At 65.3% G+C, this 22,536-nt stretch carries 22 protein-coding genes and 3 pseudogenes; 17 read left to right on the top strand and 8 right to left on the bottom strand.

Annotated elements, in window-relative coordinates; all coding sequences use genetic code 11:
• Nucleotides 1-537 precede the first annotated feature (537 nt).
• From rpmH to FQ389_RS08445, 9 genes are all read left to right on the top strand, one after another.
• Entirely contained in the window at nt 538-681 is a 144-nt protein-coding gene (gene rpmH, locus FQ389_RS08485; RefSeq protein WP_144206792.1) for a 50S ribosomal protein L34, read from the top strand.
• A 23-nt stretch (nt 682-704) separates the two neighbouring features.
• On the top strand, nt 705-1,067 hold the full coding sequence (gene rnpA / locus FQ389_RS08480) for a ribonuclease P protein component (RefSeq protein WP_144206790.1): 363 nt from the start codon (nt 705-707) through the stop codon (nt 1,065-1,067).
• Nucleotides 1,068-1,069: 2 nt separating this feature from the next.
• On the top strand, nt 1,070-1,423 hold the full coding sequence (yidD, locus tag FQ389_RS08475) for a membrane protein insertion efficiency factor YidD (RefSeq protein WP_144206788.1): 354 nt from the start codon (nt 1,070-1,072) through the stop codon (nt 1,421-1,423).
• Complete coding sequence (yidC, locus tag FQ389_RS08470) at nt 1,407-2,492, top strand: membrane protein insertase YidC (RefSeq protein ID WP_144206786.1); 1,086 nt, start codon at nt 1,407-1,409, stop codon at nt 2,490-2,492. The genes yidD and yidC overlap by 17 nt, the downstream gene beginning before the upstream one ends.
• 78 nt (nt 2,493-2,570) lie before the next feature.
• Entirely contained in the window at nt 2,571-3,143 is a 573-nt protein-coding gene (locus FQ389_RS08465) for a Jag family protein (protein WP_144206821.1), read from the top strand.
• A 60-nt stretch (nt 3,144-3,203) separates the two neighbouring features.
• Nucleotides 3,204-3,947, top strand: a complete 744-nt coding sequence (gene rsmG, locus FQ389_RS08460) for a 16S rRNA (guanine(527)-N(7))-methyltransferase RsmG (RefSeq protein ID WP_144206784.1) — start codon at nt 3,204-3,206, stop codon at nt 3,945-3,947.
• Nucleotides 3,944-4,906, top strand: coding sequence for a ParA family protein (locus FQ389_RS08455; RefSeq protein WP_144206781.1), 963 nt, complete (start codon nt 3,944-3,946; stop codon nt 4,904-4,906). Before rsmG ends, FQ389_RS08455 begins: the two co-directional genes overlap by 4 nt.
• Before the next feature lie 17 nt (nt 4,907-4,923).
• Nucleotides 4,924-5,925, top strand: a complete 1,002-nt coding sequence (locus FQ389_RS08450; RefSeq protein WP_144206779.1) for a ParB/RepB/Spo0J family partition protein — start codon at nt 4,924-4,926, stop codon at nt 5,923-5,925.
• Between the two features lie 279 nt (nt 5,926-6,204).
• Nucleotides 6,205-6,969, top strand: coding sequence for an acetyltransferase (locus FQ389_RS08445; protein ID WP_144206777.1), 765 nt, complete (start codon nt 6,205-6,207; stop codon nt 6,967-6,969).
• Here FQ389_RS08445 and FQ389_RS08440 read toward each other — a convergent pair.
• From FQ389_RS08440 to FQ389_RS08405, 8 genes and pseudogenes are all read right to left on the bottom strand, one after another.
• Nucleotides 6,966-8,186, bottom strand: coding sequence for an N-acetylmuramoyl-L-alanine amidase (locus tag FQ389_RS08440; protein ID WP_144206775.1), 1,221 nt, complete (start codon nt 8,184-8,186; stop codon nt 6,966-6,968). The two genes, FQ389_RS08445 and FQ389_RS08440, sit on opposite strands and share 4 nt — an antisense overlap.
• A 134-nt stretch (nt 8,187-8,320) precedes the next feature.
• The gene (gene trxA, locus FQ389_RS08435; protein WP_144206773.1) at nt 8,321-8,674 is read right to left on the bottom strand and encodes a thioredoxin; all 354 of its coding nucleotides are present in this window, start codon (nt 8,672-8,674) and stop codon (nt 8,321-8,323) included.
• Nucleotides 8,671-9,681 (bottom strand): thioredoxin-disulfide reductase, encoded by a 1,011-nt coding sequence (trxB, locus tag FQ389_RS08430; RefSeq protein WP_144206819.1) that lies wholly within the window; start codon nt 9,679-9,681, stop codon nt 8,671-8,673. Before trxB ends, trxA begins: the two co-directional genes overlap by 4 nt.
• Before the next feature lie 92 nt (nt 9,682-9,773).
• Nucleotides 9,774-10,469 (bottom strand): hypothetical protein, encoded by a 696-nt coding sequence (locus tag FQ389_RS08425; RefSeq protein ID WP_144206771.1) that lies wholly within the window; start codon nt 10,467-10,469, stop codon nt 9,774-9,776.
• Nucleotides 10,411-11,081 (bottom strand): annotated as a pseudogene (sigM, locus tag FQ389_RS08420) (RNA polymerase sigma factor SigM). Before sigM ends, FQ389_RS08425 begins: the two are co-directional and overlap by 59 nt.
• 63 nt (nt 11,082-11,144) lie before the next feature.
• Complete coding sequence (locus tag FQ389_RS08415; RefSeq protein WP_144206769.1) at nt 11,145-14,723, bottom strand: murein biosynthesis integral membrane protein MurJ; 3,579 nt, start codon at nt 14,721-14,723, stop codon at nt 11,145-11,147.
• The gene (locus tag FQ389_RS08410; RefSeq protein ID WP_144206767.1) at nt 14,720-17,104 is read right to left on the bottom strand and encodes a DUF6049 family protein; all 2,385 of its coding nucleotides are present in this window, start codon (nt 17,102-17,104) and stop codon (nt 14,720-14,722) included. The genes FQ389_RS08415 and FQ389_RS08410 overlap by 4 nt, the downstream gene beginning before the upstream one ends.
• On the bottom strand, nt 17,101-17,841 hold the full coding sequence (locus FQ389_RS08405) for an NUDIX hydrolase (RefSeq protein WP_144206765.1): 741 nt from the start codon (nt 17,839-17,841) through the stop codon (nt 17,101-17,103). Before FQ389_RS08405 ends, FQ389_RS08410 begins: the two co-directional genes overlap by 4 nt.
• 118 nt (nt 17,842-17,959) lie before the next feature.
• Between FQ389_RS08405 and FQ389_RS08400 the strand changes: the two genes are divergently transcribed.
• The 8 genes and pseudogenes from FQ389_RS08400 to FQ389_RS21200 all read left to right on the top strand — a co-directional run.
• Entirely contained in the window at nt 17,960-19,414 is a 1,455-nt protein-coding gene (locus tag FQ389_RS08400; protein WP_144206763.1) for a CCA tRNA nucleotidyltransferase, read from the top strand.
• A gap of 42 nt (nt 19,415-19,456) precedes the next feature.
• Nucleotides 19,457-19,806: pseudogene (locus FQ389_RS08395) on the top strand (pullulanase); the annotation flags it as partial.
• A 76-nt stretch (nt 19,807-19,882) separates the two neighbouring features.
• Nucleotides 19,883-20,239, top strand: coding sequence for a WXG100 family type VII secretion target (locus tag FQ389_RS08390; RefSeq protein ID WP_144206761.1), 357 nt, complete (start codon nt 19,883-19,885; stop codon nt 20,237-20,239).
• A 107-nt stretch (nt 20,240-20,346) separates the two neighbouring features.
• Entirely contained in the window at nt 20,347-20,559 is a 213-nt protein-coding gene (locus tag FQ389_RS08385) for a hypothetical protein (protein ID WP_260860600.1), read from the top strand.
• Between the two features lie 59 nt (nt 20,560-20,618).
• Nucleotides 20,619-20,753 (top strand): hypothetical protein, encoded by a 135-nt coding sequence (locus tag FQ389_RS19520; protein WP_260860599.1) that lies wholly within the window; start codon nt 20,619-20,621, stop codon nt 20,751-20,753.
• Between the two features lie 326 nt (nt 20,754-21,079).
• The gene (locus tag FQ389_RS19515; protein WP_260860598.1) at nt 21,080-21,226 is read left to right on the top strand and encodes a hypothetical protein; all 147 of its coding nucleotides are present in this window, start codon (nt 21,080-21,082) and stop codon (nt 21,224-21,226) included.
• Nucleotides 21,223-21,444 carry an ESX secretion-associated protein EspG gene (locus FQ389_RS19510; protein WP_260860597.1) on the top strand — a complete coding sequence of 74 codons (222 nt, stop codon included), beginning with the start codon at nt 21,223-21,225 and terminating at the stop codon, nt 21,442-21,444. Before FQ389_RS19515 ends, FQ389_RS19510 begins: the two co-directional genes overlap by 4 nt.
• Before the next feature lie 119 nt (nt 21,445-21,563).
• A pseudogene (locus tag FQ389_RS21200) lies at nt 21,564-22,501 on the top strand (AAA family ATPase); the annotation flags it as partial.
• Between the last annotated feature and the right edge of the window lie 35 nt (nt 22,502-22,536).

The following is a 22,536-nucleotide window of genomic DNA, read 5'->3' as shown; positions in this document are numbered from 1 at the left end:
CGACAAAGCGACTGTCCACATAAGTTATACACATGTGTGGACAGGATAGACGGGTGCGTGCTGCATCCTGTCGGTGACAGCTCCCAAACTTGTGGGCCGGAGACAACCCAGGCCAGGTCGTCTACACCGCCAGAAGATCCGCCATCATGCTTCGTTGTCGAGCGCCGTCCCAAATCTGAAACGGCATTGCTCGAAGTTAACAGTTTTCCGTGCGGCTGCCAACAGTTCTGTTGCATTCCAATCGCGTTTTTTAGGGTTGGTTCGGGATAGTGCCGGCTCGAGGTGCTTCGACGTTGGTCGGGAGCGTGTCTTGTTGGCGTAGGCTAGGTTTGACCCGGCGAACATGCGTCAGTACCCTCATACAGTCGCCCGAAAGTCGGCGATACGGCTACGACCCAGGAGTTATGTTTCTCGAGGACCGCGCCGGCCAGCAGTAAGACCACAGTTCTGACCGATACGAAGATAATATGGCTGAGCCAAACGTGAACGGCCGGAGGGCTGAGAAAGCTTCTAGCGAGATAGAACGAGGAGAACGCCGTGGCTAAGGGCAAACGGACTTTCCAGCCGAACAATCGGCGCCGTGCCCGGGCGCATGGCTTCCGCCTGCGGATGCGGACCAGGGCCGGGCGCGCCATCGTTTCTGGCCGTCGCCGCAAGGGTCGCCGCGCTCTTTCTGCTTGATCTGACCGACAGGTTTGTTGGCGGTGCTTCCCGCACGTAACCGCATGCGGCGATCTCGGGAATTCGACGCGACGGTGAAATACGGGGTACGCGCGGCGCAGTCCGATCTTGTTGTCCATATGCGGCGGGACACCAACGTCGGAACCGTCAACGGTCCACGCGTCGGGCTGATTGTCGGCAAATCGGTCGGATCGGCCGTTGACCGTCATCGGGTGTCGCGTAGGTTGCGGCACGTGGTCCGCGGGATGCTGACCGATCTTGAGTACAACGACCGGATGGTGATTCGCGTGTTGCCGGGTAGTCGGGACGCATCGTCGGCCCGGCTGGAGCAGGAACTGCGCCTCGGGTTGCGGTGGGTCCTCAAACAAGGTGGGACGAACCGTTGAGTATGACGGCGCCGGGGAGCACTGGCGTCACCCGTGCCGGCACGACCGTAGTGCGTGGTCTGGTGTTCGTGATCCAGGTGTACCGGCACATGGTGTCGCCGCTGCGGCCGCCGACGTGTCGCTTCATGCCGACCTGCAGTCAGTACGCCGTCGAAGCGCTCACCGAGTTCGGACTGTTTCAGGGGAGTTGGTTTGCGTTGGTCAGGTTCGCCAAGTGCGGACCGTGGCATCGGGGAGGATGGGACCCAACGCCCGAGCGCCGCTTCGCAGACCAAGGCTGCCCGGTGAACCGTGATGACACCAGCGCTGTCGGGGAAATCCCGGCGTCGCGAGGGGAGAGTGGATCTGTTGTTTGACGTGTTTAGCCTCGACTTTGTCTACTACCCGGTGTCGTGGATCATGTGGGTTTGGTACAAGCTGTTTGGGGCTTTACTGGGACCCTCGAACTTTTTCGTCTGGGCCCTGTCGGTGATGTTCCTGGTGTTCAGCTTGCGGGCGCTGCTTTACAAACCGTTCGTCCGGCAGATCCGCACCACTCGGCAGATGCAGGAACTCCAGCCCCAGATCAAGGCGCTGCAGAAGAAGTACGGCAAGGACCGCCAGCGGATGGCGCTGGAATTGCAGAAGCTGCAGCGCGAGCACGCATTCAACCCGATACTGGGCTGCTTGCCGATGCTCGCCCAGATTCCGGTGTTCCTTGGGCTCTATCACGTGTTGCGATCGTTCAACCGCACCACCGGCGGGTTCGGCCAACCGCAGATGTCGGTGGCTCAGAACCGCGCCACAGGTAACTACATGTTCAGCTCGGCCGACGTCGGTTACTTCCTGGATGCGAATCTGTTCGGCGCCCCGATCGGTGCATCGATGACACAGCGTACCGGGTTGGACGCCTTCATCGATTTCAATCGTCCGGCGGTGATCGCGGTTGGCGCGCCGGTGATGATTCTGGCGGGCATCGCCACGTACTTCAATAGCCGAGCATCGATTGCCCGGCAGAGCGCGGAAGTGTCGGCGAATCCTCAGACGGCGATGATGAATAAGCTTGCGCTGTATGTCTTTCCATTCGGTGTCGTGGTTGGTGGCCCGTTCCTTCCGGTGGCGATCATCCTGTATTGGTTCTCGAACAATATCTGGACATTCGGCCAACAGCATTATGTGTTCAGCATGATCGAGAAAGAGGACGAGGCGAAGAAGCGGGAGACGCTGCAGCGAAGGGTGGTCAATGCTCCGCTGCCGGGTGCCAAGCCGAAAAGAAAATCCGCGCCGACGAACAGTGACGTCCGCGACGAAGGCGACGAGAGCGCCTCGGACGTGGCCGAGAAGACGCCGAAACCGAATACCGACGGCAAACCGATCGGCGGTGCCACCGGTCTAGCGAACCGGACCCTGAAACCAAGGGCGCGACCCAAGAGACGGAAGCGCTAGTGCCACAGGTTTACTGTGCTAGCGCCGAAGAGTGACCCGAAAGAGATTAGGGGCAGACCCATGGACGAGGTAGAGAAGATGACGGACGCCGACACCACCGAACGGGATGTTGACTCCCGGCCGACGGTCGCGGATGCACTCGAGTATACCGCCGCGATTGACGCCGGTGCCGACGAGAGCGACGACCTCGAGGAGCGATTAGTCGCCGAAGGCGAGATCGCTGGCGATTATCTCGAGGAGCTGCTGGACCTGTTGGATTTTGACGGGGATATCGACCTTGACGTGGAAGGGAACCGAGCGGTCGTTAGTATTGACGGCAGCGACGACCTGAATAAGTTGGTCGGGCGCGGCGGCGAGGTGCTGGACGCCCTGCAGGAGCTGACTCGGCTGGCTGTGCATCAGAAGACCGGCGTGCGCAGCCGGCTGATGCTTGACATCGCGAGCTGGCGCCGGCGTCGCCACGAAGAGCTGGCGGCGTTGGGTAACAAGGTGGCCCGGCGGGTGCTGGAAACAGGCGAGCGTGAAGAGCTCAAACCAATGACGCCGTTCGAGCGGAAGATCGTTCACGACGCGGTCGCCGCCGTCGCTGGCGTACACACCGAAAGCGAGGGTGTGGAGCCGTCGCGACGGGTTGTCGTTTTGCATGACTAGCCTGCTTCAGGATTGCACTAGTCCAGTTTGTTCGCAGCCGTAGGTTCCAAGGTTGGAGGAATGTTTTACGTGAAACATGGTGGGGGTTCCGATCCAGAAGGGGTGATCCCCGGTACGGCGGATATTCTACCGAGGCCTGTGCCGGCCGGGGCTGCGGTGTTCTTTGGAGCGGGCCTCGGCACCGCCGCGCAGTATGCGGAGATCCTCGCGATCGCCGCAGTGGAACGCGGCCTGTTGGGCCCCGGTGAGGTGCCGCGTATCTGGGACCGCCATGTACTGAACAGCGCGGCCGTCGCCGAATTGTTCGGCGACGGCGAACGGGTTGTCGATATCGGGAGCGGAGCGGGACTGCCAGGAATACCGTTGGCAATTGCTCGACCGGATCTGGATATGGTCTTACTCGAGCCGTTGCTGCGCCGCAGCGAGTTTCTCAAAGAGGTAGTTGCAGAACTAAGGCTAAGCGTCGAGGTGGTGCGTTGCCGCGCCGAAGAGCCATGGGTGCAGCAGCAATGGGGCAACCGCGATGTCGCGGTGTCCCGAGCACTGGCCGCGTTGGACAAACTGACGAAGTGGAGCATGCCGTTGCTACGTCCGGGTGGACGCATGATCGCGATTAAAGGGGAGTGCGCTCCCGGTGAAGTCTTACAACATCGGCGTGTAATGGCGACGCTAGATGCAGTTGATGTCAGAGTAGTGACATGTGGCGCGAGCTATTTGCATCCGCCCGCAACTGTGGTGGTAGCGCAGCGCGCAGCCCGGTCGCGACGCGAATTGACATCGCGGGCGGACAGGAGAAGGCCATGAGCGTACCCCAAAACTTGCCAGAGGGTGTGGGTGTGGTACCACAGGCGCCGCAATCCTCACAGACGGTGAACCCACCCTCCGATGTTTCACGTAAAACATTGAGCGAATTCGACACCCCGATCGGCGCAGCCGCCGAGCGGGCGATGCGGGTGCTGCACACCACCTACCCGCCGCTACCCAAGCTCTCTCATCCCCGAGTCTTTACGGTCGCGAACCAGAAAGGCGGCGTCGGCAAGACCACCACCGCGGTGAACCTGGCGGCGGCGCTGGCTTTACAAGGACCCAAGATCCTGGTGATCGACCTCGACCCGCAGGGCAACGCCAGCACCGCGCTCGGCATCACCGATCGTCAATCCGGGACGCCGTCCTCATACGAGGTACTGCTGGGGGAGGAGACCCTGGCAACCGCGCTGCGGCGCAGTCCGCACAGCGACCGGCTATATTGCGTGCCGGCCACGATCGATTTGGCCGGCGCCGAGATCGAATTGGTCAGCATGGTTGCCCGGGAGAGCCGGTTGCGAACCGCGCTAGCGCAATTGGAGGGCTTCGACTTCGATTACGTCTTTGTGGACTGCCCGCCGTCGTTGGGACTGCTGACCATCAACGCGCTTGTCGCCGCCCCAGAGGTGTTGATCCCGATTCAGTGTGAGTACTACGCGCTCGAGGGTGTATCGCAGCTGATGCAGAACATCGAGATGGTGAAGGCCCACCTCAACCCGCAGCTCGACGTCACCACCGTGGTACTTACCATGTACGACGGACGGACCAACCTCGCCGACCAGGTTGCCGAGGAGGTCCGCCGCCACTTCGGCCCCAAGGTGTTGCGGACCGTCATCCCGCGCAGCGTGAAGGTCTCCGAAGCGCCGGGATACAGCATGACAATCATCGACTACGACCCTGGCTCGCGTGGTGCCATGAGTTACCTCGACGCGAGTCGTGAACTCGCACAACGTGATTAATCTCCGAAGGGACCACAATGACGCAGCCATCACGTAGGAAGGGTGGCCTCGGCCGGGGCCTGGCTTCGCTGATTCCGACCGGCCCTGCCGAAGGGGCCTCGGGACCCGCGACGCCGGGGCCGCGGATGGGTGACGCGGCAGCCGACGTGCTGATCAGTGGGCCCGCGCCGACGATCAACGAAATAGGCGCGGTCTATCGGGAGATTGCGCCGTCAGACATCGAGCCCAACCCGCGCCAGCCGCGCCAGGCGTTCGACGACGAGGCGCTGGCCGAGCTGGTGCATTCGATCCGCGAGTTCGGCTTGTTGCAACCCATCGTGGTGCGAGCGGTGTCCGGGAAGGCCACCGGCGCCCGTTATCAACTCGTGATGGGAGAGCGTCGCTGGCGTGCCGCGCAGGCGGCCGGCCTGGCCACCCTGCCGGCGATCGTGCGGGAGACCACCGATGACAACTTGTTGCGCGACGCCCTGTTGGAGAATATTCACCGCGCACAGCTGAATCCCTTGGAAGAGGCCGCCGCATACCAGCAGTTGCTCGACGAATTCGGGATCACCCACGATGAACTGGCCGCACGCATCGGTCGATCGCGACCGTTGATCACCAACATGATCCGACTGCTCAAACTCCCGATTCCGGTGCAGCGGCGGGTAGCAGCCGGCGTGCTGTCCGCCGGCCACGCCCGTGCACTGCTATCGCTGGAGGCGGGTCTCGAGGCCCAGGAAGAGCTTGCGAGCCGTATCGTCGCCGAGGGGCTGTCGGTGCGCGCCACCGAGGAGGCCGTGACGCTGGCCAACCGAGGCGACGCGACGACCCCGGCACCGCCACGCCGCAAGCCGATCCAGATGCCCGGCCTACAAGATGTCTCCGAGCGGCTCTCGAACGCCTTCGACACCCGAGTGACCGTCAGTCTCGGCAAGCGCAAGGGGAAGATTGTCGTCGAATTCGCCTCGGTCGAGGATCTCCAGCGAATAATCGACATGATGGTCCCGCCTAAGGCGCGACCGGCTCACCCGCAGTAACCACGTCACTGTGACACAGCCTAGGATTTGGGGACGGGCCACAGTGCTACAGACTACACTATCAAACGAAGATCCACTGTGCAACGATTGATACGCGATGTCGCAGCGCTCCGCGCCGCGATTTGGGCCGGTTTTGCGGCCGGAGCAGAGTGGCGGGGTCAACACTGGTCCGGGAACAACAAACCCTCCTATCCTGGAGGGGTTCGTCGTGCACGTCGGGCTGGAAACAGCCGGTCCGCGGGTAATCCGGTCGCGGTACGCACGGAGGCCAGGAGGCTAGTGTCTACTCGAATCACGCCACTGCGGCTCGAAGCTTTCGAGCAGCTTCCCAAGCATGCCCGCCGGTGCGTGTATTGGGAGGTCGATCTTGCGACGCTGGGCGATCAGGACCACCTGGCCGATCCTGAATTCGAAAAGGAAGCCTGGCTGTCGATGGTCATGCTCGAGTGGGGTTCGTGTGGCCAAGTTGCCACGGCGATTACCGACGAACGCAATCAGGCCGAACCACCCTGCCTGGGCTACGCCCTGTATGCCCCTCCAGGAGCGGTACCGCGGGCACGCCGGTTCCCGACCGCACCGGTGTCGGCAGATGCGGTGCTATTGACGTCCATGGGTATCGAAGAAGAGCATGCCACAGACGATTTGGCGCAGAGCTTGCTGGCCCGGGTGATCGAAGAATTGGTGCGGCGCGGCGTCCGGGCCCTGGAAGCTTTCGGCCGTACCTCGGCGGTGTCGGAGTTGTCGGATCTGCGGCTGGCCGACCCCGCCACCCGACCCGTGCTGAAATTACTCTGTGACTGTTCGGTAGAGCGCTGCATCATCGACGCAGGATTCTTGCAAGACGCGGGATTCGTTGTGGTAGCGCATCATTCGTATTTCCCTCGGCTACGGCTCGAGCTCGACAAGGGACTGGGTTGGAAGGCCGAAGTGGAGGCCGCACTGGAGCGCCTGCTGTCGAACGCTCAGCTGCAGCAGCCGGTGGGGGCCGGGTCGAACTACGTTCTGCAGGAGGGAAATGCATTGCAGAACAAGAGGGCTGGTTAAGTTCCGCCGAACCTGGTGGTCCGCTCCACGGACAGCTCGTGCGCGAGCAACTCGGCGAACGTGAATGTGCCGGTGGGCCGGTCGTTTTTGCCGAGCAGGTAAAGCCGCTTGACCGCGGCGAGAATGCCTTCGGCAATCGCGTCCCGGGTTTGGGTCGAGATCAGCCGTTCCCGATCACCGGGATTGGTGATGTATCCGACGTCGACCTGAACGGTGGGCATCCTTGTCAGGCGCAGCAGATCCCAGGTGCGTCCATGAGTCCGGCAGTCTCGTAATCCGGTGCGGGCCACCACTTCACGCTGGATGAAGTCGGCAAGATTACGACCGATGGTCGACACCGATCCGTGTGAGTTGCCGAAATAGAACGAAGCGACACCGTTAGCCGAGGGGCTGACCTGAGCTTCGCAGCGCAGGCTGATCATCAGGTCGGCACCCACGTTGTTGGCGGTTGCGGCACGTTCGGCGTCCGAAGGGGCCCGGTTGATCAGCCGGGACAGGAAGGTCTCCATGCCGATGGCTGTCATCCGGCTTTCGAGCCGACTCGCCAAGTCCCACAAGATATCTGCTTCGCTGATAGGGCCGGCAGGACCATGCGCGATCAGTCCGTGGTCGTCGTCGCCGCGGCCCGGGTCGATGATGATACGCTTGCCGGACAGCCGTGGACCCGACCGCCGAACCAGTTCTTCTTCGCGAATGGCGTGCGGTGAACCACCACTGACCCGCGAACTCAGAAAGTATAATGAGCGCAACGTTTCCGGACCGCAGATTCCATCGGGGGATAGCCCGTACTCACGCTGGTAGGACATCAACGCGTTGTGTGTTTGTAGGCCGAAATGTCCGTCGACCAGACCTGTGTAGAACCCTAGATCTTGCAGCCGGGCCTGCAAGGTAGCCACGTCGTCACCGTATAGCGGGGTACCGAACTGGTGATATAGCGTGCGAGCGCCAAGCCGGTAGGAGGACTCTTTCAGCGCCCGGTAGGTGGCCTCGTCGACGATGCCGTCCACCAGGAGTCCGCGGTGCTGCTGAAAAGCCCGCACGGCCTGGTCAAGTTGGGCATCAAAGACGTCGGGAGCCACCTGGCGCCCGGTACTCAAGTCTTCTTCCGAATTGTTCAGCAGCCCTAAAGCGGCCAGGGACGCCCGGATCTTGGTCACAGCTGCGCTGCGGTCGCCACAGCGCAACGCGTCGTCGTTTTCGCGGCGCGGACTCGACATACCAAGGGCCTTCCGGGACAAACTGACAGGCTCACAAACGCATTACAGCTAATCGGTATTGTCGCAGATACTTTCCGGTTTTCTGAAAACCCCAGGCTGAACGGTGAGGTACTGCCGCCCAGCGCAGCCCGTTCTCAAGTGAGGTCGGGAACCGCGTCCGACAGCTCACGCAGCAGCGCTGCCTTGCCTTTGGCGCCCACAATTCGCTTGACCGGCCGGCCGTCCTTGAACAGGATCATCGTCGGGATCGACACCACCTGGAAATCACGCGCGGTTTTCGGGTTTGCGTCGACATCGAGCTTGGCGACGGTCAGTTGGTCCGAGCATTCCGTAGCGATTTCCTTGAGAACTGGGGCGACCATCTTGCATGGGCCGCACCAGGTTGCCCAAAAGTCAACCAGCACAGGCTTATCGTTGGACAACACGTCGGTGGAGAAGGACGCGTCCGAGACCTCCTTTATGGCCGCGCCCTTTTCGGTATCGCTCATCGTGGTGCTCCAATCAGATCGTTACTGTCCGCGTCTCCCGCTCCCGATTCACCGGCGTCGGCGTCGTCGTGGTCGGCCAACCAGCGCTCGGCGTCAATCGCTGCGGAGCAGCCGCTCCCGGCAGCGGTGACCGCCTGCCGGTAGATGCGATCGACCAAGTCGCCGGCGGCGAACACCCCCTCGATAGTCGTGTAGGTGGTATGCCCCTGGACCTGAACGTAGCCGTCGGGGTCGACGTCGAGGACGTCACGCACCAGTGCCGAACGGGGATCGTGACCGATCGCGACGAACACACCCGTCACCGGTAGCACCGTCTCTTCACCGGTTACGTTGTCGCGCAACCGTAATCCGGTGACGGTCGACTCACCCTCCACGGCGACCACGATTTGGTTGGTCATGAAGGTGATCTTGTCGTTGGAACGCGCCCGGTTGAGCATGATCTTGGAGGCCTGGAATTCGTCGCGACGGTGTACCAGGGTCACGCTGCGGGCAAACCGGGCTAAAAACGTCGCCTCTTCCATCGCCGAGTCGCCGCCGCCGATCACCGCGATGTCCTGGTCACGGAAGAAGAAACCGTCACAGGTGGCACACACGCTGACCCCGCGCCCTAGCAACTCCTGTTCGCCCGGCACCTGCAAGTACCGCGCGGCCGCACCCATCGCCAAAATCACCGCCCGGGCCTTGAACGTCTCACCCTTAGTGGTGGTGACCGACTTGATAGGGCCCTCTAGCGACACCGACTCGACGTCCTCCATCCGCAGGTCCGCGCCGAAGCGCAGAACCTGCTCACGCATCTGGTCCATCAGCTCGGGGCCGGTGATGCCGTCGCGGAAACCGGGGTAGTTCTCGACCTCCGTCGTCGTCATCAGCGCGCCGCCGAAGGACGTCCCCTCGAACACCAGCGGCGCCAGCTGCGCGCGGGCGGTATACAACGCCGCGGTGTACCCGGCCGGACCGGATCCGATGATGATGACCTCGTGAACGGTGTCGGGTGCGGTTTCGCTCATGGTTGCCTTTCCGGTGCAGGTGCTCACGCGTGTTGAACGTCAGCGTAGGCGCGGGCTGTTCCCGGCCGTGTCGTGCAACACGTGGCACCACTCTAAGGGCGCGGAATCTGGGTGCTGGCCAAAAGCCCGGTGTCAGCGGCGCTGCAGTTCAGCGCCACCGCGAAGACCGCCAGGTCGGTCGGCGCATCGCCGGGCAGAACCAGCAGGACACCTGGGCGCGCGTTGATCTCGATCGGCCGTGCACCGAGTACCTGTGTGGCCGCGGGATAGCCGAGACCGGCCAGGCACGACGCCCGTCGGGACACGTCGGTCAGCGGACCGTAGTCCAGGGTGTGACCGAGCAAGGCGCCGATCTCGGCCGGCGACAGCGGGACTACCATGGGCGGTGTCGACACCGTGATGTGCTCGATAGTGGTCGGCGTGCTCGGCGCTGACGGCGGCTCGTCGAGCAAGGCGGCGGTACCGAAGCCCGCCGCCGCGAGGGCCGCGCAGACGCCGGCCACTCCTGCGAAGACCTTGGCCGGGCGGACGCCCGAGCGTGCGGAGTGGGTCATCGCGCCGGCGGCCGCGACGTTGCGCCGCACCCGGTGGAGCGCTTGCAGGGCGCGCTGAGCGCCCGGGTCGTCGCGCACCCGGCGGTACACCCGGGCGGCGGTGCTGTCGTCCAGCAGACTGGCCTGCAGGTCGGCGAGCAGCTCCACGCTCGGCGCCGGTTCGGATCCTGGTTGCTCATGCTGGTCCGGCTGGTCGGCCCCCGGTTGGTTCGTGGGGTGTTTCGTGTCGCCCATCCACCCCAGTCTCCGTCATGCCCACGGCGAAGGTGGGCCCCGGCCCTGGCCTCTGACCGGCCGGATGGCGGGGAGTGTCGAGAAACCCGAGTAGCTGGGCGAGCCGGACCCGGCCGCGGGCCGCAGCGGCTTTTCATGGTGCTTTCGGCGACGCCCAGCAGCGCCGCGGTATGGGCGATCGAATAGCCCTGCATTTCGACGGCCACGGTCGTGGCCCGCTGCTCGATCGGCAGGCGCATCAGGGCGCGGTGGCACCATCACCGCGGTTTCGACCTGACCGGTGCGGTCCGGCACTGGATAGACATCCTCGAGTGGCCTGGTCGGGTGAGACTTGTTGCGCGCAGCCGATCCAGGCAGGCGTTGACGACAATCCGGTGCAGCCACCTGCCGCCCCGCGGCGTCGTGCCGAAACGATCCGGCACCCCGGTGCGCCGACAGCATGGCGTCCTGCAGTGCGTCCTCGGGCATGCGGCTGCTCAGCCGCGCCAGACGGTGGAGTTGGCGGCGATGACGGTAGAACAGCTCGCCGAAGGAGCAGCCGTCGCCGGCGACGTGGACGGCGAGCAGCTCGGCGTCACTGCGGCGCAGCCGTGTATCGCTACCGATGCCCAACCGCCGGACAGTAACCAATCGGCCGGTCCGGCAGCACTTCACTCAGCGGTGTGGGTGTGAGTCTCAGGAGACCGCTTGGATTGTGATGTTCGACAGCTCGGAGCGGTTCTTCCCGTCGGTGTTGCCCAGGGTGGTGATCCACACCAGGACAGTAGACGTCTTCGCGCCGGAGCGCACCGGGATCGTGTTGTGCCCGGGCTTGAGCGCGATGGCCGGCACCAACAGGGAGGTGTCCTCCAGCCGGACCGGCGACGGGCTGGACGATGACCGGATTTCGACCCTGGTCCCGGTGCTGGGGGTGTCGATCGACACCGACCCGACCGCCGTCGGGCTGGGCAGTTGCAACATCAACCCGACCCCGTTTTTGAAGCTGGGGAACGGCACGGCTTCGGTGTAGATGTCGGTCTGCCAGCCCGTGGTGGAGTTGCCGTCAATGGCCATGCTCGCCTGGCCCGGATTGTCGGCTTCGCCGTCGGGGGAGAAGACCGTGGCCCTTATGGGTTTGATGACGCTGCCAGACGGCGCAGCGGGCACCGTCGACGACGCGCTCGACGAACTCGGTCCGTTGAGTCCGAGTTCGTCCTTGTTCAGGCCGCCGCCCACATTGCCGAAGATTTTGCTCACGATCGAGGCCAGCACCAGCAGTGCGACCACGATCACCGCGAGTGCCGCGGCGCCACCGATCAGCATGTTGCGCCGTCGCCGCGCTAGCACCGCATGGTCGTCGCACGCGGGCGGCGGGGCGGGCGAATCGTCGATCGGACCCAGCACCTCGGTCCGGTCGGCGACCGCGGTCGCTTGCTGCAGAAGGTTCAAAAGTGTCGAGGCACTTCGGATCCCGCCATCCTCCTGCGCGGCGCGGACGGCCACTGCGGAGACCTGGAAGGGGATGTCGCGATCGATGACGCTGGGCTCGACGGGAAGGCCCAACATGTCGCGCTCGGCCGGTGCGAATCCGCTGCGCACCCCGGATTCGGGCAGCGGCCACCGGTTGACCAGCAGCGCATACAACGAGGCACCGATGCCGCGGATGTCGTCTTCGGGATTGGCGTCCGGCATCGTCGCCGGGTATGCCAGCACGACGTCGCCGTCGATGCTGACCCGGATGCGGCTCGGGTGGTCGATCGACAGGGCGACGCCGGCCCGGTGGGCGGCTTCGGCGGCAGCGGCCAACGATTGCATGGCCCGGACCGCGCCGAGCGGTGAGGGAGCGGTGTCGGCCACCTCTTGCAGGGAGCCGCCCCGAATCCACTCCGCGACCACCAGGCCGCCCCGCTGGCTGTGGACGACGTCGAGCACGCGCGCGATGCCGGGCTTGTCGATCCGGCTCAGCCGCAGCGTGCAGGACAGGATTTCCTGCTGCACGTCGCTGGGCAGGCTGCCGTCGGGGTCGACGAAGGTGAGCGCGACCGGCCGGTCCAGGGCCGTGTCGAGGGCCTGCCAGAACTGCAGCGGCGGGGCGCCGCCGTGGAAGACGAGCAATCGGTAGCGGCAGCCCGCGATGCGGGCGCCGGGAACCAGGTGCGCATCGTCGCCGGCGGGTTCGGCGCCGCGGTCGCGGGGCGCGTCGAACGGGATCGAGCCGCTGGACGGCTCGTCGGCGGCCCCGCCATTGCGCTGCTCGGGCGGGTGCGAAACCGGTGGGAATGCCGTGCGCTTGGACGCAATGTCCGACTGAAAGTCATTGGCAGCGGTACGCGGCCGGTCGCCGCTGGATCCGGAGCTGGGTGCGGCGCTGTCGACGGGGCGGTCGGTCACCTCCGGTCCTTTCATCAGCCGGGCGTTGCCTGCTCGTTCCGGAGGCCTACGCCGGATCGGCTCCTGGACCGTATTAACCCCCGGCGGGGACGAATTCCTCTGTTCAGGGTACGTGACGGGGCGGCGGTGAGACGATCCCCGGGGGCCAGCCGACGAGCGGGAGCTGATCCGACGCCGCACCGCGGCCATGGCCGTCACCGCCTCGGGAACCTGCGCGCGCACCATGACCGTCGCCATGATCGGCAGCATGATGCACCCCAGGATCAACAGCCGCAGCAGCGAACCGGCGGCGCCGCCGTGCGCGGTCAACGCGCCCACCCCCAGGAGCCGGTCGATGACGTGGGCGATCAGGCCGGCGAGCATCGACGCGACCACCGTAACCAGGATCGTGCGAACCTCCGCCAGTCCGACCAGATGGCCGCCGGCAGGCAACAACGCATGCCGCAGCAGTACGTAGCCGACGATCGCGCCGGCCAGGAAGCCGAGCCCGTTGGCCAGCCCGAGGAAGCCGGCCACCAGCTGCGGGTCGTCGGTGACATGTGGGGCCAGCACCGAGCCGGCGATCTTGATGGCGGTGATGACGAGGATGATCACGATCGGCGTCCAGGCCTGCTCTCGCGCGTAGAAGACACGCAGCTGCAACAACACCAGGCCGTAGGGGATCAGCGTGAACGCCGACAGCGCGATCGCGGCCCCCAGATACCCGGCGTCGGTGCCGCCAAAGTGGCCGTAGGCGAACAATGCGCTGCCGATCGCGGGACCGCCGACGGTCATGAACGCCACGATCGGAATCAGCGTGATCAACGTCAGCCGGGTGGCCAGTGAGAGGTCGGCCAGCACAGCGCCCGTGTCGTTGGCCGCGGCGTTGCGGCTCAACCGCGGCATCACCACGGTCAGCACGGTCACGCCGATCATGCCGAACGGCAGCATCAGTACCAGCCAGGTGTAGTTGTAGATCGCCGGGCCAGAAGCCGCTGCGGTACTGGCGATTTGGTTACCGACCACCAGTCCCAGCTGACTGATTAGCACGTAGAGCACCATCGCGGCGGCCATCGTGCCGAACCGCTTGAGCCGTTCGTCGATACCCCACAGCGGGCGCAGGCTCACGCGTTCGCGGCGCAGCGCGGCCAGCAACACCGCGGTCTGTGCGAACACGCCCAACGTGGTCCCGATGCCGAGCACCAGCAGCTTGGCGTTGGCCATGCGAACGGGATCGACTGAAAGTTCCCCGGGGACCAGCAGATACACCGCCAGTGTTAGCAGCGCGACGACGTTGTTTACGACCGGGGCCCAAGCCGTCGGCCCAAAGACGTTGCGGGTGTTCAGGATTGCCATGAACACCGAAGTCAAGCCGTAAGCCAGCACCTGGGGCAGTAGCAGATAGGCGAACCCTGTGGTGAGCGGCTCGTTCACCTGCGGGTCGCGGCCGAGCATCAGCCGAACCAGCAGCGGCGCGGCGGCCACCGACGCGACGGTCGCGAACAACAGCAGCGTGGTCGTCACCGTCACCAGGCGGCGCACGAACGCCGCACCGCCGTCGGGGTCGCTCTGCTCGGCGCGGGCCAGCACCGGCACGAAGATCGCGGTGAATGTCGCTTCCAGTACGAGCGCGGCAACCAGGTTCGGCAGCTGATTGGCGACCGAGAACGCGCTGGACAGCGCCGCACCCAGGATGGCCGCTAACACGACGATCCGGCCGAAGCCGGTGATCCGGCTGACCAGCGTCGCGAACGCCATCGCCCACGACCGGGAGACCAGCGCGGAGTCGGACAACTCCACCCGTCGGGTGGGTAGCTCGGTCACGGGCGACAGCGGTCCGGTCGGGGGCGGCTGAGGCCGACGCGGCGGGTGGTATGAATGGGGCCGCCGGAAGGCGGGTTTCATACGCGGTGCTCTTCGTCCACGCGAGTGCCGACACCGCTCCGGTCGGCCGGCTGGTGGTGGGGCGGATCGGCGCGGTCGGGCTGGTCGCGGAACCGGTGCCACAGCCGCCGGCCGGCGAGGAAGAACAGCACCGCAGCGGCGGTCAGGGTGATCGCGAAGAGAACCTTGCCGTAGGCGTTGGAGTGCACCGACAAACGCACCGGCTCACCCAGCCGGGTGCCGTCGGGGGTTCGCAGCGTGACGTTGATCGAGACGCGTTGGGTGAAGTTCACCTCGATCGGAACCCGCAGCGGCAGATAGCCCGGCGGCAATTCGATCTGCCCGATGTCGGTCACGGTGATTCCGGGCGGGGCGTCGACCTGCAGGCGCACCTTGATCGGCACCGCGAGACCGTTGTGCAGGGCCAGTGGCAACGGGCTGTGCTCGGTCGCCAGGGTGTAGGAGCCGCCCGGGTTCACGATCGTCACCGCGCCGAACAAGTCGTTGACCGTGTCGCCGACCACCGCCAGTCGTTGTTTCGCCAACTCGTTGCGACCGTCGGGGGGCTGCGACTGGCTCAACGCGCGTAGCATGTCCTCGCGCATCGGCGCGGTGTACTGGACGCCGGTCAACCCGGTGCGTTCATCGGTGCTCAGCGCCGAGGTCAGCCGCCACAGCCGGCCGGTCTGGCCGTTAATGTCGGCGGTGACGGTCTCGGCGAAGCGGCCGCGCCCCGGGGCGGAGACATCAGGCGGTGCTCCCGGCTCCGTGCAAGCCGCGGCTTCGGCAATCACCGCAGCGAGCGGGTGGGGCACGCCCAGCCCCGATCGGATGATGGTGGCCAGCGCGGTCAGGATGACCTGCGCGTCGTCGGCCTGCAGGTTCCAGGTGGCGGGCGGCACGAGGAGCTGCGTGCGCGGCGGGGCATCGCGATCCAGGGCATGCCAGAACATGGACCCCAGGGCGTCCTGGCGGCGCGCGGTGGTGGAGTCGTGCGTGAGCCGGACCGTCAATGAGGGGTCGAGATAAGTGGGCACGCTGGGATCATTACCCGCTCCGGCTAGCGCCGCACTGACCGCGGGATCGAACGGCGCCAGCACCACCTGCTGGGACAGCCGCCGGAGGGTGGTGTCGACATCGTGGAAGCCGTCGGCGGACGATTTCGAATCCGGCGCGGCCAGGTGGGCCGCGGCGACGGCGACCGTGCTGTTGTTGGCGTTGAGCAGACCGACCGCACCGACGGTGAGTGGGCCGTCGGTCAGCAGCATGGCGCCCCGGGTGGACGCCACGTCCAGGATCTGGTCTACGATGTTGCCGACGCTGGTTGTCGCGATCACGGTGAGCCTCCGATCGTTGATCCGCTGCAGCGCGTCCAGGTCGGCCTGCGCGTATGGCAGCGGTGTCACGCAGACGTGATGCGCTAGCGCCCGTAACCGGTTCAGCCACCCGGTCGCGGCGGCTTGCCCGGCGCCCGGGTGGGTGGGAGCGCCCGGCTGCTGGGCGGGGCCGCCGGGCGGGTTCGACACCACGTAGCCCGCCGTCATCGCATTGACGGTGACCAGCAGATCCGGGTCGACGGCAAGGCAGAGCGCACGGCCGACGGCGCCGTCGGGGTCGACGTCGTGGCTGGTGGCGACCTCGGCGGCGGAGAGCAGAACGTCCAGCCGGCCTCCGGTGGCCAGCGAGGTGGCCAGGTCGTCGTCGACCAGCCGGACCGGAACCGTGCCGCCGGGCTGCCCCGGGGCCAGCCGCGGCCGGTCGGCGAGCGGCCATAGCATGGTCACCCAGACCGGTTTCGACGTGTCGGGAGCCACGGCGGATTCCAGGGAGTCGGCGCGGTCGGGTGGGACTCCGATCACCGGCAGCAGGAACCGGGCATTGTCGAGCCGGGCGGGGTCTCCGTGGTCGGGCGTGCCGTTGACGTTGACCAGCAGCGGGTAGATCCCGGGCTGGTTAATGCCCAGCGACGGCTTGGTCAACGAGCGCAACGGCGCGGACAGGGCGAAGCCGGCCTCCTGCCCGCGCCGCAGTTCGGGCGCGATGGTCAGGAAGTCGGCGGCCGGATGGTACTGATCGGTGGCACCGTCCAGCGAGGTGCGCAGCCCCGCCGAGGTGTCGACCGCGGCGGCGTGTTCGAGCCGAACCATGACGTCCCGGACCGGGCGGTCGCCGATGTTGGTCACCATTCCGCTGACCGTGACGACGGGTTGGCTGGTGGTGGTCACCACGTGCGGGGTGACCTGATCGACCCGGACGCGGATGAACGGCGTCGACCGGGGTTCATCGGCGGCCGCGCGGGGGAGGCCGACCGGGCCGGTGAGCGGCACGGTGAATCGGGCCACGAGGGCGACCACGGCAGCCAGCCGCAACAAGCCGGCCCAGTAGGAACGGGGCGCGGTCACGACCCTGGCCCGTGGCCGTTGCGACGGCTGGCGGTTTTGTCGGAATGCTTTGTGCGCGAATGCGTTTGCGGGTTGCGACGCGGCGTGCTGGGCGGCAGCGGCGGCAGCGCGGCGGGCCCGCCGCGCTGCAGCTTGCCGATCAGTTCGTCGGCGACCTGAGCTAGCCGGCGCTCGTCGGCGTAGGCAAGTCGCGACGGCAGCTCTCGCATCGGCACCCACGCGACCTCGGCAACCTCGAAGTCCTCGTCGGACAGCTCGCCGCCGGAGAACCGCATCAAATAATGGTGCACGGTCTTGTGCACGCGGCGGCCATCGGTGACGAACCAGTAGTCGATGCGCCCCAACGCGGCCAGCACGCTGCCGTGGATTCCGGTCTCTTCGGCAACCTCACGAATGGCCGTCTGCTCCGCGGTTTCGCCCAGTTCGATATGCCCCTTGGGCAGCGACCACAGCATCCGTCCGCGGCGGTCGATGCGCCCGATCAGGGCGGCCATCTGCGCATCGCGCGGCCCGTCGATGCCGTCGATGACCAGGCCGCCCGCGGAGGTCTCGTGCACAGTGCGCAGCCACTCGGGCACCCCACGTGGCGCGCGAGACCGGCGCCGGCTATTCGTCTTATTGGCCGCGGGGGTGGCGGTTACCGTGGTTTCGGGTTCTTTGTCGGACGCCTTGGCGCCGCCGCGACGCCGGCGGCGCCCGCGGCGGCGACGTGGTTTGGCCTGTTCGCCATCCGACACCCAAGCGATAGTAGCTGGCACGAGCTGGTCTTCCGGACACACTCGCCGCTGTCCCGGCCCGCATCGCCACCCGACGGTGTGGGAGGTCGGGTTCCTAACCCGACTAGGCTGACCGAACGTGTCCGACGCCCCCCATGATGTCGAGCTGCTAGCAGCAGCCGCCGTCGCCCTGAATCGGCAAGCCGAGGTGCTGCGCGCGCTGGGTGCGTTGTTCGACGCCGCGGGGCACGAGTTGTATCTAGTCGGCGGCTCGGTACGCGATGCCCTGCTAGGCCGGTTGAGTCCCGACCTGGACTTCACCACCAGTGCCCGCCCGGAGCAGGTCCAGCAGATAGTGCGCGGCTGGGCTGACGCGGTGTGGGACACCGGCATCGTCTTCGGCACTGTGGGTGTCGACAAGGACGAGCACCGGCTGGAGATCACCACCTTCCGTGCGGACAGCTACGACCAGGTGTCGCGGAATCCCGAGGTGCAGTTCGGCGACCGGCTCGAGGATGACTTGGTGCGCCGCGATTTCACCGCCAACGCGTTGGCGGTGCGCATCACAGCGGCCGGCCCAGGCGACTTCGTGGATCCGCTGGGTGGGTTGGCCGCGCTTCGTGCCCGGGTGCTCGACACCCCGGCCGATCCCGAGGTGTCTTTCGACGATGACCCGTTGCGGATGCTGCGCGCCGCGCGGTTCGTCGCGCAACTCGGGTGCACCATCACCCCGCGGGTACGGACGGCCATCGAGAAGATGGCGCCGCAGTTGGCGCGGATCAGCGCCGAACGGGTGGCCGCCGAGCTGGACAAGCTGCTGGTCGGGACCGACCCCGTCGCCGGCATCGACCTGATCGTGCAGACCGGAATGGGTGAGGTGATACTGCCCGAGGTCGGTGGCATGCAGATGGCGATCGACGAACACCACCAGCACAAAGACGTCTATCAGCATTCGCTGACCGTGCTGCGCCAGGCCATCGCGCTGGAATACCCACCCCCAGAAGGGGGCCCGGACCTGGTGCTGCGGTGGGCCGCACTGCTGCACGACATCGGCAAACCGGCGACCCGACGCCACGAGCCGGGTGGCGGAGTCAGCTTCCATCACCACGAGGTGGTCGGCGCCAAGATGGTCCGCAAGCGGCTGCGGGCACTCAAATACTCCAAGCAGATGGTCGACGACGTATCGCAGCTGGTCTACCTGCACCTGCGATTCCACGGTTACGGCGACGGGAAGTGGACCGACTCCGCGGTGCGTCGCTATGTCACCGACGCCGGCCCGCTGCTGCCCCGGCTGCACAAGCTGGTGCGTGCGGACTGCACGACCCGCAACAAGCGCCGGGCCGCGCAGCTGCAGGCCAACTACGACCGCCTAGAGGCAAGGATCGCGGAGCTGGCCGCGCAGGAGGATCTGGCACGGGTACGCCCGGACCTGGACGGCAACCGGATCATAGAGCTGCTCAACATTCCGGCGGGGCCGCAGGTCGGGAAGGCGTGGCGGTACCTGAAAGAGCTGCGGCTGGACCGCGGGCCGCTGACCGAAGACGAAGCGATCGCCGAGTTGCTGGCTTGGTGGGAGACCCGCGGGAACACGTAGAGGCGGCCACGCGTCCGAATCCGTATGGATTACTGCCTTTCTGACGGCGACGGCGTCGTCGACCACGCGGTGTGCGATCTTGACAACGACGGGACGCCCGAGGCGTACTTCACCGACGACGGATCCGGAACCTGGGCGGTCACCGTGGACCGGGCGGAAGCCTGCGATGGTACAGACTCAACAGCAGCGAGCACACCGGGGCCTGATGGTCGACTTCGATGGACGGGGCCAGGCTGATCGACGTCGACGGCAACGGCGTTGCCGATCGGGTGCTCTGCGCCGAGGACACCGGCGTGACCGGTTATGTGGACACCGACGGCGACGGACGGTGGGACGTCCGATTGACCGATACCGATGGCGACGGCTCAGCGGACGGCACGAGCACCCTTTGACAAGGCGTTTCGCGCTGTTCGGCAAGGGTGATTCAACATCCCAGGTGTGGGAGCCTAAGGATTCGAGGGAGAAAACATGGCGGGGACGACAGTTGTTACACCGGAACTATTACGCAGTTCGAAGCAGCGGATTGAAACGCGGCTGCAAGAAACGGCCGCAATTGCCAATCAGTATTTAAGCGGTCACGAGAACGTCGTCAGCGCCACTGGGTGGGCCGGTCAGGCCGGGTCCACGACCCTGAACACGGCGGGCCAAATCGCCCACGATCTCCAGCAGATCATGACGGGCGGCAACCGCTTGGCCCACGGCCTCGGCCGGGCGTCGACATGGATGAAGCACCACGAAGCGGATTCGGCGCACAGCCGCAATGGTGTGTTCGGCGGGGTCCAAGTCCACCTAAATACAAATTCCGGCCGACCCCAGAACTTTTGACTTACTTTTGACTTAAGGAACAACGAACATGTCCAGATTAGATTGTTTACAACCATGCTGCGGTCAGTGGCCTCTCCAGTGACATCGGTACGCAGGCCGCGCAGCTGATGGAAATTCACGACGACGTTCTGCACATCGCCCAGTCGCTGGCCGAGTTCTTTCAGGGCCACGGCGTCACGGCATTCTTCGACGCACAGCAGCTAGATGCTGCACGGCTTGCAGGACATGATCCAGACCGTCAGCCTGCACGGGCACACGTCAACACAGTGCACGAGAACGCGATCAACACCGACCAGCAACTCGACAGTCAGTCCTTGTAGTCCCGGCTTGGCGAGGCGCACGCACGCGTGCGCCTCGCGCTTGGCTCTAAGGGAAGACCGTGCTAACCATCTCACTGGACGGTCTGTGGGTCTTGCAGGTACTCACCGGTGTCGAGGTCCTCGCACCCGAAATGGGGCTGCTGCCGCACCTGCCCGGCGTCGAGCCGAAGCGCAGGCGCTGCAACACCCGGTGACCCGAACTGCGGGCCGCCGGGGTGATCGATGAGACGGACTCCGTCGACGGCACCTTGTCGAATGGCTGACGGTGCTGTCCCGCCGAGACATCGGGCTGATGATCCATTTCCGGCTGCCCGGTGACGGCGAGCCCACCCACGCTACTCGCCAGGTTTGCGCATTGGTGGGTGTCCATCGAGCGATCGGGCGGACCTGGTGCGAATTAGCGGGGCCGGCATCGCGAGCGAGAGCGCGGCCAGCGAAGCGCACGGCGCTCAGGTCGAACGTATTTGCGGCGCAATCGATCTCGCGCCAGCTGCGGCCTGTCACGCTGGACTCGGACGCGATGCGCGCCGCGGCCACCGACCAGAGCTCGCTGCATGAGTTTCTCGTCAACCAGAGCATCGAGGCCAACCAGCTGCACCTGTTGAAGCTGGTCACCGACACCGAGCGGTCCGCCCAGGCCCCGAAGTTGCCATCCAGTCGGGGGTGAACAGCGGCCGGCCCACCCACACCTACATCGATCAGGGCGCGGTGACGATCATCGACACATCCGAAGGCCGGCTTGTCGCCGAACACGTTCCTTCCGCGGGTAAGCAGTGGATGATCGTCGCCCCGGGCACCAGAAACAACATCGCCTCGGCGATCAGCCACATGATGCGGCGCCTGCCCGCCGACCAAGAATGGTATTCCTACCGAAAAGTCGTGTAGTCGAAAGGTAACGTGAAAATGATAGCATCGACATCGTGACGAATCCGTGGACGGGCTCATCTAATTCCCCGTAACAGGGCGGACCGACTCGGCGAGAAGTCCCCGCTGCACGCTACCAAAATCAAGACTCCGTATCAGGAACGCTGCGCATTTCCGATATGGTCGCCTCCCGGAAAATTCCGCCCGGTAGCGACTGGCGAAAATTGTTTATCAAGCGACATTTCATGCCATCAACTTCGGCGATCGCCCGCCGAAAGGCATTATCGAGAACTGCAGGAACGAATCCGTCGCCACACCCGCAAGCAGTAAGTGATCGGGGTGATGTCGGGCAAGGGTGGCGTCGGCAAAACCACGCTGACGGCGTGCATCGGCGCGGTGTTCCGGGAATGCTGTCCCGAAAACGTGGTGGCGATCGACGCAGCCCCCGGCTTCGGCACCCTGGCCGGGCGGATGGACGAGTCACCACCGGGTGACTACGCCACCGTCCTCAATGACACCGACATGCAGGGCTACGCCGACATTCGAGAACACTTAGGGAAGAACAGTATTGGCCTCGACGTACTAGCCGGCAACCGAGCGTTGGATCAGCCACGGCCGCTGGTGGCCGCGATGTTCTCCGGGGTGCTGTCGCGGCTGCGCCGTACGCACACCGTCATCGTGGTGGATACCTCCGACGACTCGAGCACCCGGTGATGAAGACGGTGCTCGACGCCTGCACCCTGGTGTTCGTCTCCAGTCTGACCGCTGATACTTCACTGCCGGTGACTCGGGCGATCGACTTGCTGCGCTCGATTGAGATATCACGAACTCATGTCCCGCAGCATGGTCATCCTGAACGACAGTCGCAATAAATATGATAGAGAGACCGCATCTACCTCACCGAACGATTCGCACAGACCGGCGCGACAGTCGAATCCATGCCGTACGATCCATTCCTCGCCAAGGCAGAATAATCGGTACGCAGCACGAGCTGAAAAAGAAAACTCGGCTGCGGCTATTCGAAATCACCGCGGCATTGGCGGACAAATACATTCCAGATGCCGACAGGCCGCGCTAATGTCCGCGTTCGTGGGTAAGGTTTCTTTTCCAGCC

The sequence above is a fragment of the Mycobacterium tilburgii genome, assembly GCF_902168065.1.
GTDB classification, from domain to species: domain Bacteria; phylum Actinomycetota; class Actinomycetes; order Mycobacteriales; family Mycobacteriaceae; genus Mycobacterium; species Mycobacterium tilburgii.
Note: the sequence above shows the minus strand (reverse complement) of the source record. Positions and strands in the feature narration are given on the sequence as shown.